The 16,653-nt window shown below is 61.5% G+C and carries 21 protein-coding genes; 12 read left to right on the top strand and 9 right to left on the bottom strand.

Translation table 11 applies throughout. From position 1 onward, the window contains the following. Positions 1-76: 76 nt before the first annotated feature. A complete protein-coding gene (locus LB558_RS16540) occupies positions 77-1,150 on the bottom strand; it encodes an alpha/beta hydrolase (RefSeq protein WP_013531324.1) in 1,074 nt (357 codons plus the stop codon). A gap of 464 nt (positions 1,151-1,614) precedes the next feature. Here LB558_RS16540 and ilvA point away from each other — a divergent pair, with 464 nt between their 5' ends. Together ilvA and LB558_RS16530 are read left to right on the top strand one after the other, a co-directional pair. Continuing rightward, positions 1,615-2,871 carry a threonine ammonia-lyase IlvA gene (ilvA, locus tag LB558_RS16535; protein WP_224698529.1) on the top strand — a complete coding sequence of 419 codons (1,257 nt, stop codon included), beginning with the start codon at positions 1,615-1,617 and terminating at the stop codon, positions 2,869-2,871. Beyond that, positions 2,868-3,434 carry a DUF1697 domain-containing protein gene (locus LB558_RS16530; protein ID WP_224698527.1) on the top strand — a complete coding sequence of 189 codons (567 nt, stop codon included), beginning with the start codon at positions 2,868-2,870 and terminating at the stop codon, positions 3,432-3,434. The genes ilvA and LB558_RS16530 overlap by 4 nt, the downstream gene beginning before the upstream one ends. Positions 3,435-3,442: 8 nt before the next feature. Here the strand turns inward: LB558_RS16530 and LB558_RS16525 are convergent, their stop codons facing one another. After that, positions 3,443-3,736 carry a DUF2218 domain-containing protein gene (locus LB558_RS16525; RefSeq protein WP_224698526.1) on the bottom strand — a complete coding sequence of 98 codons (294 nt, stop codon included), beginning with the start codon at positions 3,734-3,736 and terminating at the stop codon, positions 3,443-3,445. A 144-nt stretch (positions 3,737-3,880) separates the two neighbouring features. After that, positions 3,881-4,321 carry a lactoylglutathione lyase gene (gloA, locus tag LB558_RS16520; RefSeq protein ID WP_027039177.1) on the bottom strand — a complete coding sequence of 147 codons (441 nt, stop codon included), beginning with the start codon at positions 4,319-4,321 and terminating at the stop codon, positions 3,881-3,883. Between the two features lie 217 nt (positions 4,322-4,538). On the opposite strand from gloA, the gene LB558_RS16515 reads away from it, so the two are divergent. Genes LB558_RS16515 through LB558_RS16505 form a run of 3 tightly spaced genes read left to right on the top strand, consistent with a single transcriptional unit; the run spans position 4,539 to position 6,509 of the window. Beyond that, on the top strand, positions 4,539-5,135 hold the full coding sequence (locus LB558_RS16515) for a cold-shock protein (protein WP_224698641.1): 597 nt from the start codon (positions 4,539-4,541) through the stop codon (positions 5,133-5,135). 25 nt (positions 5,136-5,160) lie between these two features. Beyond that, positions 5,161-5,721 carry a DUF192 domain-containing protein gene (locus tag LB558_RS16510; protein ID WP_224698525.1) on the top strand — a complete coding sequence of 187 codons (561 nt, stop codon included), beginning with the start codon at positions 5,161-5,163 and terminating at the stop codon, positions 5,719-5,721. 20 nt (positions 5,722-5,741) lie between these two features. Further along, positions 5,742-6,509 carry an alpha/beta fold hydrolase gene (locus LB558_RS16505; protein WP_224698524.1) on the top strand — a complete coding sequence of 256 codons (768 nt, stop codon included), beginning with the start codon at positions 5,742-5,744 and terminating at the stop codon, positions 6,507-6,509. 75 nt (positions 6,510-6,584) lie between these two features. Here the strand turns inward: LB558_RS16505 and LB558_RS16500 are convergent, their stop codons facing one another. Continuing rightward, positions 6,585-7,187, bottom strand: coding sequence for a hypothetical protein (locus LB558_RS16500; RefSeq protein WP_224698523.1), 603 nt, complete (start codon positions 7,185-7,187; stop codon positions 6,585-6,587). A 147-nt stretch (positions 7,188-7,334) separates the two neighbouring features. Here LB558_RS16500 and cysE point away from each other — a divergent pair, with 147 nt between their 5' ends. Both cysE and LB558_RS16490 read left to right on the top strand, forming a co-directional pair. Beyond that, a complete protein-coding gene (cysE, locus tag LB558_RS16495; protein WP_013531333.1) occupies positions 7,335-8,183 on the top strand; it encodes a serine O-acetyltransferase in 849 nt (282 codons plus the stop codon). Positions 8,184-8,333: 150 nt separating this feature from the next. Beyond that, positions 8,334-8,537, top strand: a complete 204-nt coding sequence (locus tag LB558_RS16490) for a DUF3126 family protein (protein WP_013531334.1) — start codon at positions 8,334-8,336, stop codon at positions 8,535-8,537. Between the two features lie 63 nt (positions 8,538-8,600). Here the strand turns inward: LB558_RS16490 and LB558_RS16485 are convergent, their stop codons facing one another. Then, a complete protein-coding gene (locus tag LB558_RS16485; protein WP_224698522.1) occupies positions 8,601-9,326 on the bottom strand; it encodes a hypothetical protein in 726 nt (241 codons plus the stop codon). A 125-nt stretch (positions 9,327-9,451) separates the two neighbouring features. Here LB558_RS16485 and LB558_RS16480 point away from each other — a divergent pair, with 125 nt between their 5' ends. After that, positions 9,452-9,793, top strand: coding sequence for a DUF6949 family protein (locus tag LB558_RS16480; protein WP_224698521.1), 342 nt, complete (start codon positions 9,452-9,454; stop codon positions 9,791-9,793). 19 nt (positions 9,794-9,812) lie between these two features. Continuing rightward, positions 9,813-10,340 (top strand): gamma carbonic anhydrase family protein, encoded by a 528-nt coding sequence (locus tag LB558_RS16475; RefSeq protein ID WP_224698520.1) that lies wholly within the window; start codon positions 9,813-9,815, stop codon positions 10,338-10,340. A gap of 144 nt (positions 10,341-10,484) precedes the next feature. Here LB558_RS16475 and LB558_RS16470 read toward each other — a convergent pair whose 3' ends face one another. The 3 genes from LB558_RS16470 to LB558_RS16460 all read right to left on the bottom strand — a co-directional run bounded on the left by LB558_RS16470 (position 10,485) and on the right by LB558_RS16460 (position 12,784). After that, positions 10,485-11,093, bottom strand: coding sequence for a transglutaminase-like cysteine peptidase (locus tag LB558_RS16470; RefSeq protein WP_224698519.1), 609 nt, complete (start codon positions 11,091-11,093; stop codon positions 10,485-10,487). Positions 11,094-11,353: 260 nt separating this feature from the next. Next, on the bottom strand, positions 11,354-11,971 hold the full coding sequence (locus LB558_RS16465; protein WP_013531341.1) for a PilZ domain-containing protein: 618 nt from the start codon (positions 11,969-11,971) through the stop codon (positions 11,354-11,356). Positions 11,972-12,151: 180 nt separating this feature from the next. After that, positions 12,152-12,784 (bottom strand): PAS domain-containing protein, encoded by a 633-nt coding sequence (locus LB558_RS16460; RefSeq protein WP_224698517.1) that lies wholly within the window; start codon positions 12,782-12,784, stop codon positions 12,152-12,154. A gap of 389 nt (positions 12,785-13,173) precedes the next feature. Between LB558_RS16460 and LB558_RS16455 the strand changes: the two genes are divergently transcribed. Both LB558_RS16455 and LB558_RS16450 read left to right on the top strand, forming a co-directional pair. Then, the gene (locus tag LB558_RS16455) at positions 13,174-13,935 is read left to right on the top strand and encodes a rhomboid family intramembrane serine protease (protein ID WP_224698516.1); all 762 of its coding nucleotides are present in this window, start codon (positions 13,174-13,176) and stop codon (positions 13,933-13,935) included. A gap of 87 nt (positions 13,936-14,022) precedes the next feature. Next, positions 14,023-14,454, top strand: a complete 432-nt coding sequence (locus LB558_RS16450) for a CBS domain-containing protein (protein ID WP_127258787.1) — start codon at positions 14,023-14,025, stop codon at positions 14,452-14,454. 45 nt (positions 14,455-14,499) lie between these two features. Here LB558_RS16450 and LB558_RS16445 read toward each other — a convergent pair whose 3' ends face one another. Then, entirely contained in the window at positions 14,500-14,742 is a 243-nt protein-coding gene (locus LB558_RS16445) for a YjhX family toxin (protein WP_318011645.1), read from the bottom strand. Positions 14,743-15,153: 411 nt separating this feature from the next. Between LB558_RS16445 and gatB the strand changes: the two genes are divergently transcribed. Next, a complete protein-coding gene (gene gatB / locus LB558_RS16440; RefSeq protein WP_224698514.1) occupies positions 15,154-16,653 on the top strand; it encodes an Asp-tRNA(Asn)/Glu-tRNA(Gln) amidotransferase subunit GatB in 1,500 nt (499 codons plus the stop codon).

Genomic DNA, 16,653 nt, shown 5'->3' with positions numbered 1-16,653 from the left:
CCGGCGCGGTCCAGTTCAAAGTGAACCCATACGTTCGCGATGCCGGGCAGGCAGGGCGAAAACCGCGGGACCGCACCTATTGGCCAAGCAGGCTGATGCGGTCGGTCACGTCACGGTCGCTGGCAAAGCCGTCATCCTCGCGCAGCCGCTGGCCGATCATCTTCACCAGCGTCGGATTGTCGGCGAACTTCGTATGGTTGAAGCTGTCCGATCCCTTGACCTTGGACAGGTCGACGACCGTCACGCCATAGGAGGCAAGATCGGCGGCATCCTTGTAGTCGCCGACGCGCGGCCGTGAACCGGCGATCAGGCCGGAGAGCCGCAGCGCGCGGTCGTCGTCCGACAACAGCAGGATGAACGGCTTGTCGGGTTTGCCATAGCGCCGCATCTGGCTCTTGAACACGTCGACATCGATATCGGGCGAGGCCAGCACCACGTCGCCGAGCTTGCCGCCGAGATCGCGGTCGCCGGTGATGGCCATCTGGCGCAGCGTTTCCATGGTGACCCAGGTTCCGAGCGAATGCGCGACGATGTCGATGCGCCGCGCGCCGGACTGCTCCAGCATCCTGAGCGTCACTTCCAGCTGGTCGCGGGCAGCGCTGGCGCTTTCCTTGTCATAGACATAGTCGGTGGTCCTGGCGCCCGATGCCCAGGAAAACAGCACGGGCGTGCCGGGGTAGCCGGAATCATGGACGATCTGGGTCAGGCGATAGACGGCGGCATCGAAGCCGGTGTTATAGCCATGCACGAAGACCATGACGCGGCCGCCGCGCGCCGCGATGTCGGCGTTGAGCGCGCTGGAGAATTTCGGCTGCGTGTCGTAGCCGACGACCTCGGAAGCCATGAAATATTTGGCTGGGTCGTCCGACTTGCCGCGCGAGCGGCGCTCGATCTGGCCGGTCTTGTGAAGCCCCGGAACGGTGACGTTGACGCGGGCATAGTTCAGCGTCGCCGAGCGTTCGCCGTCGAAAACCTTGTTGGGATCGTCGGATTTCTTGCGCGTCGTGGCGATGAAGATCGAGTGGTTGCCGGCGATCTCCGTCACCGGCGCGGACACCATGGCGCTGCCAAGCAATTCCTGTGTTTGCTGGCCGGCGCAGCCGGCGACGAACAAGGCCAGGACGACGGTAAAAATCTTCTTCAAAGGCACGCCTGAATTTCCAACTCCGGCCGAAAGGCCTGTCTATCCTCACGATACCTCCCGGACAGGCAGAGTGCGGCAGAACTAAGTCCTGTCGAGTCGAAATGTGATCGGCGCCCCGCTGCGGTCATCGCAGTGTTGCGCGAAAGCCAAAACGGCGGGAAACGCCTGCGTGATGCGCGCAATGAGCGGCGTCGCCGCCGGCCTTCCAATTCCCGCAGAGACAAGGATTTCAAGCCGCCGATGCGAGGGGCGTGAGAATGCACCCACAAGTGGCTGGAAATGTTTCGCAAAATTTCCGCTCGGAAGGACGCACATGATGGACGATGGCGCCGCGTAGCCGGATATGTAATAGGCGGGCTCGCGCCGCACCTGGTCCCGGCGCTCAACAACCGAACGTCCGCAACCCGATCAATGATAGAGGTCCGCGGACAGCATGCAACGCAAGGTGGCTTTCCCAAGGGTGGTTTCCGATGAACAGTTTCTCTTCCCGCGTTGCTGCTGCTGCCGCCGCGATCCGCCAGATCTTCCCTGAAACGCCTTTGCAGGAAAACGATTATCTGTCGAAAAAGACCGGTGCGCGGGTGCTGTTGAAGCGCGAGGATCTGTCCCCGGTCCGCTCCTACAAGATCCGCGGCGCCTTCAATTTCTTCCGGAAGACACTGGCGGCCGGCAACGAGGCCGAACTGTTCGTCTGCGCGTCCGCCGGCAACCACGCGCAGGGCTTTGCTTTCGTCTGCCGCCATTTCGGCAGGCGAGGCGTTGTGTTCATGCCGGTGACGACGCCGCAGCAGAAGATCGACAAGACCAGGCTGTTCGGCGGCGATTTCATCGAGATCAGACTGGTCGGCGATTTCTTCGACGACTGCTATCGCGCTGCCTTGGAATTCACCGACAGTTCCGGCGCCCATATGGTGCCACCCTTCGATCACAAGGACATCATCGAGGGCCAGGCAACCGTCGCCTACGAGATCGCGGACCAGATGCCGGGCGCCCGCATGCCCGATATCGTCATGCTGCCGGTCGGCGGTGGCGGACTTGCCGCGGGCGTCACCCATTATTTCGCCGATCAGGGCCGGGAAGCACGCTTCGTCTTCTGCGAACCGGCAGGCGCGCCGAGCCTGCGCGAGAGCCTCGCGGCGGGGAAACGGCTCAAGCTCGCCAGGGTCGACAATTTCGTCGATGGCGCCGCGGTAGCCGAGATCGGCCGCGAGCCATTGCGTCATCTCAAGGATTTTCCGGCCGACACGGTGCGGCTGATCCCGGAAAACCGGCTCTGCGCCACCATGATCGAAATGCTCAACGTCGAAGGCGTGGTGCTGGAGCCGGCCGGCGCGCTGGCGATCGATGCGCTCAAGGATTTCTCCAAGAAGGAGATGAGGGGCAAGACCATCGTCGCCGTGGTTTCGGGCGGCAATTTCGATTTCGAGCGGCTGCCGGACGTCAAGGAACGGGCGTTGCGCTTCGAGGGCCTGAAGAAATACTTCATCATCCGTTTTCCGCAGCGGCCGGGCGCGCTGCGCGACTTCCTCGAACTGCTCGGGCCCGACGACGACATCGCCCGTTTCGAGTATCTGAAGAAATCGGCGCGCAATTTCGGTTCGGTGCTGATCGGCATCGAAACCAGGGACCGCCGCAATTTCGATCTGCTCAAGGCGAAGTTCGAGGCCGAGGGCGTCCAGTATCAGGACATCACCGACAACGAGACGCTGGCCGGGTTCATCATATGAGCGGCAAGGAGGCAGGAAAAATCTTCGTCGCGCTGTTTTCCGGCATCAATGTCGGCGGCAACCGCATCGTCAAGATGGCGGAGCTGCGGTCGTTCTTCGAGGGGCTCGGCTTTTCCGACGTCGCCACCTACGTGCAGAGCGGCAACGCCGTGTTCCGGGCGAAGAAGGGCGACGCGGCGGCACTGGCGAAACAGCTCGAAGCAGCCTTCGAGAAGAAATGGGGGTTCCATTCGCGCATCATGGTGCGCGATCTCTCCTGGTTCGAGCGGCTGGTGAACGAAAACCCTTACCCGGAAGTTGCCGCGGACCACACGAAGCTGCACGCCTATGTGCTTGAGCGCGAGCCGACAGCGGACGAGATGGCGCGGCTGACCGAAAAGTGCACCGGCCCCGAACGCTTCGAGATCAAGGGCGATGTGCTGTACCTCAGCGCACCGGACGGGCTGGGCAAATCGGTGTTTGCCGGCCTGATCCCGCGCACGCTGAAAGTGCCGGGCACTGCGCGCAATTGGCGCTCCGTGCAGGCGCTGCTGGAGATGGCCGCTCAGGCCGCTGAGAAGTAAGTCGCCAACTAGGCTGCTGGAGCGGGCTTCCAGTCGAAGGTCAGTTCTTCGCGGAAAGCAAAGCGCTTGATGTGATCGGCGACAACGCTTTCCAGGCGCTCGATCGATCCTGCTTCGTCAGTCGACACCGTGATATGCAGCGTCGCCGCATCGGCATCCATGACGGTACGGCCCATTGAGAGATCGATGGAGCCATGGGTGGGACCGAACTCGACTGGAAATTTGTGCGCCCAGTGCTTGCACAGCTGCTGCAGGTAGCGGCTGGCATGTTCGGTGGCGACGTCGGCATGGCTGGTCGGCATGAATTCTCCTGGGCAAGCGCCTGTTGCATGGCTGAGCGCCGGCCCAAGCCTGGCGCCCAGCCAGAAAGATAGGCGCCGCCCCTGAAAAACCAAACGGTACCGGCCCGTCAGTCTGGCATTGTCCGCTCAAGACAGCGTGATCGGCTACCAGCTTCCGGTGTTCGCCATCGAAGCCCAGGGCTCTGCCTTGGCCTTGGCCGGGCCCTTCTGCAGAAGCTCGATCGAAATGCCGTCCGGCGATTTGACGAAAGCCATGTTGCCGTCGCGCGGCGGCCGGTTGATGATGACGCCATTGTCCATCAGATGCTGGCAGGTGGCGTAGATGTCGTCGACCTCATAGGCGAGGTGGCCGAAATTGCGCCCGCCCTTGTAGTCTTCCGGATCCCAATTGTAGGTCAGTTCGACCAGCGGTGCCTTGTCGGCGATGCCGCTTTGCTCGTCTTCGGAAGCCGCGAGGAAGATCAGCGTGAAGCGGCCCTGCTCGTTTTCGTAGCGGCGCACTTCCTTGAGGCCGAGCTTGTTGCAGTAGAAGTCGAGCGAGGCATCGACGTCGGCGACGCGGATCATGGTGTGCAGATAGCGCATGTGATTTCCTCGATAAATTGCGTTGCGGCGCAACATAGGGTCGGCCTTGTCAAAGGGCAATCGTGCGGCGGTGCGCAATGCCGGCAAAGAACAAATCCGGTATTGCCCAAATGAACCGTGAAAAAAGGCACGGCAGGTCTTGCACACACCGGAAGCCGCAGTGTTAATCTGTTGGCAAGAATCAGTTGCGGTGTTCTTGAAAAAAGGGGGCATTCTTATGGGGGAAAAGGCCTCTTTGACGGGGCGGGACGGACCCCTCGGCGACGCCTTGCAGCATGACGAAGGCGGCGATGCCGCGGACCTGCTCGAAATAGCCGGCGCCATCAAGTGGTTCGATGTGGCCAAGGGCTACGGTTTCATTCTGCCGGATGACGGCATCTCGGGCGACATCCTCCTCCATGTGACATGTCTTCGAAGGGACGGTTTCCAGACGGCTCTGGAGGGCGCACGCGTGGTCTGCCTCGTCAAGCATGGCGACCGCGGATTGCAGGCCTTCCGGGTGCTCTCCATGGATGTCACCACCGCGGTGCACCCGGCCGAGATGCAGGAGCAGCGCACCCATGTCGCGGTGACGCCGGAGAGCGGTCTCGAACGCGCCTTGGTGAAATGGTTCAACCGCACCAAGGGGTTTGGTTTTCTCACCCGCGGCGAGGGCACAGAGGACATCTTCGTCCATATGGAGACCTTGCGCCGTTACGGTATCACCGAGCTTCGGCCGGGGCAGGTCGTGCTGGTTCGTTTCGGGCGCGGCGACAAAGGCCTTATGGCCGCCGAAATTCACCCCGATATGGGGACCTTGCCGGTCTCGCACTAGGACGATTTCCGGCCGAGGATCTCGAATGGCTTACAGGAACTGGCTGACTGCGGGCGCGATGTGCGCGATTGCTGTCGTCGCTGCCGCCGGTGGTTACTTCTATACCGAAAAGCCGTCCTCGGCGGACAGCCAGGCGATGATCCTTCCGGCCGATCCGGCGCCACTGGTCGTGGTGACGAAAGGCGGTGATCGCTCTTTTTCCATCGAAGTCGCCGACACCGCCGCGGAGCGCGAGGCCGGTTTGATGTATCGCCAGGACATGGCGGACGACCACGGCATGCTGTTCGTCTTCGAGGTCCAGCAGCAGGTTGGCTTCTGGATGCACAACACCCCGATGCCGCTTGATCTGATCTTTGTCGGCCAGGATGGCAAGATCCGGGCGGTCAAGCACGGCGAGCCGCAATCAGACGCCGTCATTTCGCCAGGCGTACCGGTGCGCTTCGTGCTCGAACTCAAGGCAGGCACCGCCGCCAGGAACGGCATCGAGTATGGCGACCTGTTACGCCATCCGGCGGTGGGCACGGTGTCCGGCCCGAGCATGCCGCCCGCCGACAATGGCGATGCGCCCAGTGGCGGTGGCGGTTGAGTGCACAAGCGGGGTCGCTGATGCAGTTTTTCACCCATGACGGCTTCGATCTTGCTTTCCTCGACCGCCAGCCGGAATCGGGCGAGGGCGATCCGGTGCTGATGATCCATGGCTTTGCCTCGAGCCATTATGTGAACTGGGTGTCGCCCGGCTGGTTCAAGACGCTGAACGATGCCGGCTACCGCGCCATCGCCTTCGACAACCGCGGCCACGGCTCGTCGTCGAAGAGCTATGAGGAGGCCGACTACACGCCGGTCAAGATGGCCTCCGATGCCGCTGCCTTGCTCGGCCATCTCGGCATCGAGCGCGCCCATGTCATGGGCTATTCGATGGGCGCCCGCATCGCGGCATTCATGGCGCTGTCCGATCCGAACAAGGTGGCGACGCTGGTCTTCGGCGGTCTCGGCATCGGCATGATCGATGGCGTTGGCGATTGGGATCCTATTGCAGCGGCCCTTCTTGCGGATGATCCGGCCGCGACCAGCCATCCGCGCGGCCGGTCGTTTCGCGCCTTCGCCGACCAGACCCGCAGCGATCGCCGTGCGCTGGCCGCTTGTATCGCCAAATCGCGAGAATTGCTGAGCGAGCAGGATATCGCCCGCATCGCCCAGCCGACGCTGGTCGCAGTCGGCACGACGGACGACATTGGCGGTTCGCCCGATGAACTCGCGGCATTGATGCCGAACGCCAGGGCCTTTCACATCGAAGGCCGGGATCATATGCTGGCCGTCGGGGACAAGACCTTCAAGCAGCGCGTGCTGGAGTTCTATGCCGAAAATCCGCTCTGAGCGGACGGCGAGGGGAGCGGGGTAGGCTCCTGAGTCAATGGCATCCGACCATGGGCGCTTATACCTGATTGCCCCCTAGCCGGTAGTAAGGGTCTTAAGCGACCGCGTGATGTTTTCCCTGGCCTGCGGTTCGAAGCGTTGGCGAAACTCTTCAGTGTGGAAGATATGCGGGCGGGCAAGGAAATCCTTCAGGACCGCGCTGCGTCCAGCCCGCCACATCGGCTCCTCCACCCAGTGATACTCGCGCCGCACGGCGCGCTCATAGGCGTCGAAGGCATCCGGCGCGACTCCCAGGATCGACAGGTCCATATCCAGAAAAAGACTTGCGTCCCGTGTGGCCGTCGCGTCGTCGAACGGCGGCACCTCGTGCGTGGCGGTGGCGACGATCATTGCCGAGATGCGGTTGAGGCGTGAGGGATTTGAACGGCCCGCCAGCTTTTTTTCGGCAAGGGCGGCACTTTGCGCCTCATTATCCTTGGCCCTGCTGTCATAGATGGCATCGTGGAACCAGATCGCCGCTTCGATCGCCCCGGGGTCGCAGAGCAATTCTCGATAGTCGCCTGCCAGCGCCAGCATCGCCTCGATATGGGCAAGGTTGTGGTAGTGGCGGCCCTGTGCCCGGTAGAGCCCTGAGAGCTCGCTTTTCAGCGCGTCGTCGATCAAGGGTTCGTTTTCCATGGCTGCTTGAATTCCCGCGAACCAAATCCATTTGACAAAGCACTAAGGAAAATTGAGTTCAATCGTGCTATGATCTGGCTTATATGTGCGGCCAGGCAACTGGCAAGCACGACAGGCAAGCCAGGCAGGACGCAGGACGAGACGGCGATGAACAGCATCAGCATTTCCCGACACAGCGCATTGAAGCCGGTCGATCCGATCTGGCGTTCGATCCGCGACGAGGCCATGGAGGCTGTCAACCGCGACCCGCTGCTCGCTGCATTCCTCTATTCGACCATCCTCAACCAGGACAGCCTGGAAGAGGCGGTCATTCATCGGCTGGCCGAGCGGCTGGCGCACCAGGACATCGGCTCCGATCTCATCCGCCAGACGTTCAAGTCCATGCTGGCCGACGACAAGGAGTGGCCGACGACGGTGCGTGTCGACATCCAGGCCTATTACGATCGCGATCCGGCCTGCGACCGCTTCATCATGCCTGTGCTCTATTTCAAGGGTTTCCACGCCATCCAGACCCATCGGCTGGCGCATTGGCTGTGGAACCAGGGGCGCAAGGATTTTGCGCTCTATCTGCAGAGCCGCTCGTCCTCGGTCTTCCAGACCGACATCAACCCGGCCGCCCGCATCGGCAAGGGCATCTTCATCGACCACGCAACCGGCCTCGTGGTCGGCGAGACCGCGGTCATCGAGGACGATGTGTCGATCCTGCATGGCGTGACGCTGGGCGGTACGGGCAAGGCCGGCGGCGACCGGCATCCCAAGATCCGCTACGGCGTTCTGATCGGTGCCGGCGCCAAGATCCTCGGCAACATCGAAATCGGCCATTGCTCGAAGATCGCGGCAGGCTCGGTGGTGCTGTCGCCGGTGCCGCACAACAAGACGGTTGCCGGCGTGCCGGCCCGCGTCGTCGGCGAGACCGGCTGCGATCAGCCGTCGCGCCAGATGGACCAGCTTCTGCCGTCGCAGACGATGGATCAGGTCGTCAGCTTCGACATCTGATTTTCGCGAGACCGCCGCCTGCTGCCGGATTCCGGCCGCGGGCATGAGTGGTGGTTGTCTCGTCTTATCAGGCCGCTTGCCTTTACATCGCCATTGTCGACGTGCCAGAAGCGCGTTCGAACGAGCAAGCCCGATGATCGGAGAAGACTGTTGAAGCCGGACGAAATCAGAAAGCTGGACGCCTATTTCAAGCGCGTCTTCCAAAACCCCAAGCTCGAGGTCAAGGCGCGGCCGCGCAAGGACGATTCGGCCGAGGTCTATGTCGGCGACGAATTCCTCGGCATCGTCTTCAAGGACGAGGACGACGGCGACTACAATTTTTCGATGGCGATCCTCGACATCGATCTGGCCTGAGCCAGAAAATCTTGCGGTCGGCCGGCTCCATGCGGCCGGCCAGCCGGTTCCCTTGAAGCGTTCTTAACGTCCCGCCTTCAGAACGCGCCCGGCTTCAGTGGCGATTGCCGCATCGAGCGCCTGCCAATCGCCCAGAAACTCCCTTGGGAAGCGATAGGTGAGGCTGAGTTCGTCGCCGACCTGGATGTCGCGCTCGCAAGGCGCCAGCGATTGGTCGGCACTCTGCCCGCTCAGGCAACGGGCCACGAACGGCTCCTTGCCGGGGCGATTGCCGACAACCAGCACCTCGTTCAAATAGCCTGATTTCTCGTTGAAACCATAGATCATCGTGCCGCCAGGCCCGGCAGTGCCGGGTCGGGTGATCAGCGCGCTGTAGATCGGCGTGAAGCGGCCACTCATGTCACGCGACATCATCTGCTGTTCGAAGGACAGGAAGACGATGTTCTTGACAGTGCCCGTGTGGTTGAAATCGTCACGCGCCGGCTCGCTGTAGCCGTCCATCCGGGGATAGCGCAGATAGAGGTCGAGCCGTGAGGCAATGCCGTCGCGCCGGGCCTGGGCGAAACGGATGGTGTTGGCCGGGACAGCGATGACATTGTTGCCGATCACCACCTGGTAGACCGTTGCATCGTCGGTGTATCCGGCCATGGCGATCGAATGACCGAACCATTTGCCGCCAAGGCTGATCGCCACCGACAACAGGGCGAGCGCCGCGAACCCATAGAGCACCCGCTTCATCAGCCTGGAATCGACCACGGTGAGTTCGTTGGCGAGCGCTGCCTGCTTCATCTCAGTCCTCGGATTCCGGGCCGCCTGTCCGTCTCCAGTGTCCCTGGGCGGCACACATCGCACGGCACGGCTCTTGCAGCCTGCATGGAACGACTGTGCAATTTCATGGTAAATGGAAAGTTAAGATGGGACCGCTGGAACTCACACTCTTTGCTTTTGCCGTCGGACTGACAGCCTGCGGGCTGGCCGGATCGGCCATGGAACTGGTGTCGGGCCGCAAGGTCGCCTTCACCGAACCCTATGTGTCGCCGTCACATGTCCTGCGCTCGCTGCTCGCCACCGCTTGTGCCGGACCCTTCATGCTGGTCAACGACGCCATCGATGCCCGGCGTCAGCACCGCATTTCAACGTTGGCGCTGATGTCCTGCGGCTGCACGGCAATTGCGTGGACCTTGGCGCTGGGCGTCGTCGTGCTTGCCATTGCCTCATGGACGGTCCGTCTCCTAGGGTCCGAATTGCCAGCTTGAGACGATTCGGAGACCAGAAATGCCGCTTTATGCGATCGATGGAACAGAGCCCAGCTTCGCCGATGCGGACTCGAACTGGATCGCACCCGATGCGACGCTGATCGGCGATGTCAGGGTCGGACGCAATGCCGGCTTTTGGTTCGGCGCCGTCATCCGCGGCGACAACGAGCCTATCGTCATCGGTGCCGACACCAATGTGCAGGAACATACGGTCATGCACACCGATCCCGGCTTCCCGCTGACGATCGGGGAGGGTTGCACGATCGGCCACCGCGCCCTGCTGCATGGCTGCACGATCGGCGACAACAGCCTGATCGGCATGGGCGCCATCGTGCTGAACGGCGCGAAAATCGGCAGGAATTCCCTGGTCGGCGCCGGTGCGCTGGTCACCGAAGGCAAGGAATTCCCGGACAATTCGCTGATCGTCGGTTCGCCGGCCAAGGCGATCAGGGTGCTGGACGACGCGGCAATTGCCAGACTGCGGGGCTCGGCCGCGCACTATGTCGCCAACGGCAAGCGCTTCAAGGCGGGGCTGAAGAAGGTCTGACGAACGGCCATCGCCAGAAATGGCGGAGCCGGCCCGGGGACGGGGCCGGCTCCTTTCACCCGGTCGTTGGGGACGGGGAGGGTGGGGACTCGACCGGGTTTCTCCTTAAGCGGTCACATTCATGCGACGCGCTTGACCTCTGATTTAGCGGACGCTGGCGACCGCGTCGGAGCGGCCGTCATTGATCGTCACCCAAACGCCGGAATTCTGGTCCGACTGGCGCTTGAGATAGGTGTAGTCGGTGTCCGTCCAGGACAGGACCTTGGTTTCCAGATTGTCGAGGATGAATTCTCCGAGGCTCGTGCGCACGGTCAGCACCGCGTGGCCGTCGCCATTCGGCTGGCGCGCCACCGTCATCAGCAGATTGCCGGCGGGGACGCCCGCATCCATCAACTCGCGGCGCTTTTCCAGCGCGTAATCCTCGCAATCGCCATAGCCATTGGCCGGATAGGCCCAATATTCTTCGACACCGTAGTTTTCCATGTCGGTGCGCGGCTTGATGCGGGTGTTGACCGAATTGTTGATGTTGACGATCGTCGCCCACAGTTTGCGGGTCAGTTCGACCGGCGCACCCTTCGGGGTCCGTTCACTGCATTCCCCAGGACTGCGCTGGCAGAACTCATAATGACCAACAGGCTGGGTGGTGCGTCCGCCGGTGTGCATATAGGCCGGTCCCGCGGCATATGCTGATCCCCAAGCGGAAAGCTGCATCGCCATTGCCGCCAGCAACAGCTTGCCCCTCGTTTTCTTCATTGTTGTAGTCTCCCCGTTCGAAGGAGACATTGCCACATGTGGATTTATTTGACGCAAAAGCGCGAAGTAGATATTGAGTAAAACGCCAGTAGAATAAACATAAAATTTGAAACATTTGAGTATTAAATTGTTTGGATCTTGACGCCCTTACCTCGATCGGGGAAGTCTCCCAGACCCCGCCAAGAGCGGCCGAAGCATGTCATGCGTCGAAAAAAACCGGCCGCAAGGGCCGGTTCCTGGAGTGTTGCTGTCGGGCCTGCTCAGGCGCGTGGTGTGTTGAATTCGGAATCGAGCGTTTCAGGGCGCTGGATGACGGCGAATTCGATGGCGACGCCGTCCTCGAAATGACGCACGACCTGCCCGCGCATGGTGCCAAGCATGACCTGGATGCCGATTGCCGGTTTGACGTCGATTTCGACCGCGGCGCCGGAGAGCGAAAGGTCGATGATACGGCACTGGTACTGGCGGCCGTCGGTGAGCTGCAGCACGCTTGTCGGATTGCGCGGTGCGACGCGCTCGTGGCGGCGATCTTCCGGCAGGTCGAGTTCATGCTTGTTGGCGAGCCAGGTCAATTGCGCGGCCAGCTTGTCCTTCTTGCGATCCGACGCGATGACGGTCATCGCGAAACCGTCCTGCAAGGTGCGTGTGACGACACCTTCGATGCGGCCGATATGATCGATGTAGGCGATGATTTTTTCGCCAGGCATGCCGATGCGGTCGGTGCGAAACGCGACATTGCCCGGTGACATGTCGACGACCTGGCAGGGGTGTTCGGTGCGGTCTTCCAGCATGAAGCGTCCGTAAATTTTAACCCGGACGCGCTGAAAGTTACGCCTTTCAGCTTGGGACGGCGCATAGTCGACCGCCGCTGACCTCATGACTGCGTACACCCCGTTTGGCATCCCGCGCGCCGATGCGAGGAACTTCATCAGAGAAGTACAACAAAGCGGGTTAACAAAGGGGAAAGCGGGCGCTTCAGGGTTTTCCTTTTTGCAGGCCGTTGTGCCAAAAACGGCCGCGCAGTTTTGGGCGACGTGCATCAGGCCGCAAATTGCGGACTATTCCTCGCGCCCGCCATCGAAGACGACGAGATGGCGGATGCGGCGCGCCCGGCCGAGCGCCGAGATCGTCTCGGGTGTCCCAAGTTCATCGGGAACGAGCGAGGGAACATCGATCGCCGGGCGATTGTTCAGAAGCTCCTTCTCCGGATCCATGACGCGTATCGAATCGATCAACGCATCGGTGATCGGATCGGCACCCAGCCAGAAGGGTTTCTCCACGGCGCTGATGACGCCCAGGCAGCGCGGATTTTCGACGCCGCCGTCCAGCGGCAGGGCAAGCAGTTCGAACTTGTTGGAACGCCCGTTGCGGCTGAAGCCCTCATAGCTGATCAGCACGACCGATTTCTGCTCGAAGACGCCATGGATCAGGCGCGAGACGAGCCGCTGGTCCTTCTCGCGCCACAGCGATGGAAAGGAAAACCCCTTGAGCTCGCGGCCGTAGCAGGCGCAAAGCCTGGTGCCGGCCAGCCGGAATACCGCCTGTCCACGCGTGTCACGTTCCAGGATAAAGGTGTCGGCCAGCAGCGACTTGATGTCGGCCGGTTCGACCTCCGAACGCTTCGGGGCAGGGCGTCCATCACGCAGGCGGTTCCAATATTGGAACAGCGTGATCGATCCATTCTGGTTCATACTATGCTGCTCCGCGCAATCTGTCGTCTGATGTCCCATCGGTGAACAGAAGGGCGCCCTCCGATGACCTACATGCGTTGCGGAGCAGGAAGCGTGCCAGCGTCGTTAACACTTGTTCACGGGTCGGGGCCGTTAAGGTTAACAAGTGGTTTACATTGCATTGAAGCGAGCCCAATGGCACATGAAAACCACTCCAGAAGCGGTCGTTTCGCGACGATCGGCAGCACTTCAGTCAAGAGTTTTAGGGGAGTAGGGGGCTCGACCGGCCGTTCAAGGGAAACCTTGAACGGCTTCTTTTTTGATTCGCGCCCAGCGATTCGCGGTTTGCGGTTCGGTCCGCGGTGATCTAGATGCTCGGATCCCAAATCCCGCAGTGAGTGCATTTTCAAATGAATGAACCGGTAACTCCCTCGGAAGTCGATCCGGTCGAGGACGCGCCCGAGCCCCGGCGGCGCGAGCCGGTGTTCAACCTGCCGCCCGTCGTGCTGGCGGTGATCGGCATCTGCGTCGTGGTCTATCTGTTGCAGCAATATGTGTTGAGCGAATCCCAGCAGATGACATTGCTGTATGACGGGGCCTTCATCCCAGTTCTCTACACCGGCCAATACGGCTTCGACTGGTTCCTGTTTTCGCGGCCCTTCACCTATGCCTTCATGCATGGCGGCTTTGCCCATATCGCCATCAACATGGTGTGGCTCGCCGCGTTTGGTTCACCATTGGCAAACCGTCTGGGAACGCTGTGGTTCGCGCTGTTCTTTGCCGTTACCGGGCTGGCTTCGGTCGCGCTTTTCTGGGCGGTGCATCCGTACGGAGAGGCGCCGCTGGTCGGCGCATCGGGCGCGATCTCCGGCATGATGGGGGCTGCGGCGCGTTTTGGCTTCCGCACCGATCGTTCGGCCGGCAAGGCCGCCTTCGCCGGCCCTGTGCTGCCGATCGCATTCGTATTGCGCTTGCGCGGTGTCGTGATCTTCCTCGCCATGTGGATGATCATCAATCTCGCCACCGGCCTTCTCGGCTTTGCCCCGGGAGCAGACGGCCAGATCGCCTGGGAGGCCCATATTGGCGGCTTCGTCGCCGGCTTCTTCGGCCTGCGCTGGTTCGACCGGCGATGGCAGGCGCCCGAGTGGGAGACGACCGACCACCGCACTTGAAATGCAACCGATCACGGCGCACGATGTTCACTCTCACGTGAAGGCCGGTCAGGGCAGGAACCGGCAGGCAAAGCAGAGGAGGACGCCATGACGGTTAAGGCAATTCTCGAGAGAAAAGGCCATGACGTGTTGACGCTCGGGCCGAACGAAAAGCTGAGCGAAGCCATCCGTATCCTGGCAGAACACAAGATCGGTGCGCTGGTCATCACCAATGGCGATCGCAAGATCGTCGGCATCCTGTCAGAGCGCGACATCGTCCGGGTGGTCGCCCGCGAAGGTGGAGCCGCGCTGGATATCGCCGTGCGCTCGGCGATGACGCCGAAGGTGAAGATCTGCAACGAAAACCACACCGTCAACGAGGTGATGGAGATCATGACCCGAGGCCGCTTCCGTCATCTGCCGGTGGAGAAGGACGGCATGCTCGATGGCATCGTGTCCATCGGTGACGTGGTCAAGCGCCGGATCGAGGATGTCGAGCGCGAGGCCGAGGAGATCAGGGCCTACATCGCCACCGCCTGAGCGTGAAGAAACGCCGGCCGGAGAACCGACCGGCGGAGCCGTGGTTTACCTGTTGTCGAGTTCGGAGCGGACGAGTTCCAGCCCGTGCCGCGTGATGCGGTAGGGTCCGCCACCTGACGAAGAAACAGCCTTCTTCCGCTTCAGCTTTCGAAACATGTCGAGATCGACGCCCGGATAATGCCAGCCATCGCGGGTCAGGCATTTGACGGAAGCGATCCGTTTCTTCTCGTTCTTTTCGATTTCAATGCGTCCGCCCTGCGCGAGCAGGTGCAGGATGCGCTGTCCCACAGCGCCGCGCGTCCTCTTGGACGCGCAAAGGACGCTGTGGCACTTATAATTTGGCGCATGATCCCTTTCCGAAATCGACTCCGATTTCGGGGTCATGCGCTGCGCGAAATATCCATGTGAGAGTTTTCCGGGAAAACAAAAATGCCGCCGCCACGAAGCTTCGCGGCACGGGGTTTCAGGTTTTCTGCCCTGCCTCGCCAGGAGGTCAGGGCCTTACCGGGACTGAGCGTAAGTGGACATCCACTCTCCATTGGAATGGACGTCCTATAGGCGAACGCGGCTGAAAAGGCCAGTCCGTGGCTTTGCGCTTGTTTTTTTGGGCGCTTGTCTCTTTTGGCTGTTTGCACTAGCGAAGTTGCACACCAAAATATGCGTGAACGCATAATCCGTAGTTCCAATACGCAGGCCACAATGTCCCTCATCGACACCCGCACGCCCGACGCCAAGCGCCTTGTTTCCGGCGCCACCGGCGACTGGGAGATCATCATCGGCCTCGAGGTCCATGCGCAGGTCACTTCGGAAGCAAAGTTGTTTTCCGGCGCTTCGACGGCTTTCGGCGCGGCACCCAACGCCAATGTCAGCCTGGTCGACGCGGCGATGCCAGGCATGCTGCCCGTCATCAACGAGGAATGCGTCAAGCAGGCGATCCGCACCGGCCTTGGGCTGAAGGCGCAGATCAACCACAAGTCGGTCTTCGATCGGAAAAACTACTTTTATCCCGATCTGCCGCAGGGCTACCAGATCTCGCAGTTCAAGCAGCCGATCGTCGGTGAGGGCACCGTGATCGTTTCGGTCGGCCCGGATCGTCAGGGCGAATTCGAGGACATCGAAGTCGGCATCGAGCGGCTGCATCTGGAACAGGATGCCGGCAAGTCGATGCACGACCAGCATGTGACCATGTCCTATGTCGATCTTAACCGTTCCGGCGTGGCGCTGATGGAGATCGTCTCCAAGCCAGACATGCGCTCGGCCGACGAAGCCAAGGCCTATGTCACCAAGCTGCGCACCATCGTGCGCTATCTCGGCACCTGCGACGGCAACATGGACGAAGGTTCGATGCGCGCCGACGTCAACGTTTCGGTGCGCAAGCCGGGCGGCGAGTTCGGCACGCGCTGCGAGATCAAGAACGTCAACTCGATCCGCTTCATCGGCCAGGCCATCGACTACGAGGCGCGCCGGCAGATCGCCATTCTCGAGGATGGCGGCAAGATCGACCAGGAGACGCGGCTGTTCGACGCCGTCAAGGGCGAGACGCGCTCGATGCGCTCCAAGGAAGAAGCGCATGATTACCGCTACTTCCCCGATCCGGACCTTTTGCCGCTGGAATTCGACCAGGCCTATATCGATGCCCTGGCCAAGGAATTGCCGGAACTGCCAGACGACAAGAAGGCGCGGCTGATCGCGTCGCTCGGCCTGTCCGTCTATGACGCCTCGATCCTGGTTTCGGAAAAACCGATCGCCGACTATTTCGAGAAGGTGGCCGCCGGCCGCGACGGCAAGCTCGCCGCAAACTGGGTCATCAACGATCTGCTCGGGCAATTGAACAAGGCTGGAAAAGATATTGAAAACGCTCCGGTTTCACCCGAGCAGCTTGGTGCGGTCATCGATCTGATCAAGGATGGCACCATTTCCGGCAAGATCGCCAAGGACCTGTTCGAGATCGTCTGGAACGAGGGTGGCGATCCGCGCCAGCTTGTCGAGAGCCGTGGCATGAAGCAGGTCACCGACACCGGCGCCATTGAGAAGGCTGTCGACGAGGTGATCGCAGCCAACCCCGACAAGGTCGAACAGGCACGCGTCAAGCCGAGCATGGCCGGCTGGTTCGTCGGCCAGGTGATGAAGGCGACCGGCGGCAAGGCCAACCCGCAGGCGGTCAACGACCTCGTCAAGGCCAAACTGGGCATTGAGTAG

The organism is Mesorhizobium sp. CO1-1-8, from assembly GCF_020164875.1.
Lineage (GTDB): Bacteria > Pseudomonadota > Alphaproteobacteria > Rhizobiales > Rhizobiaceae > Mesorhizobium.
This window is presented reverse-complemented; position numbering and strand designations above follow the sequence as displayed.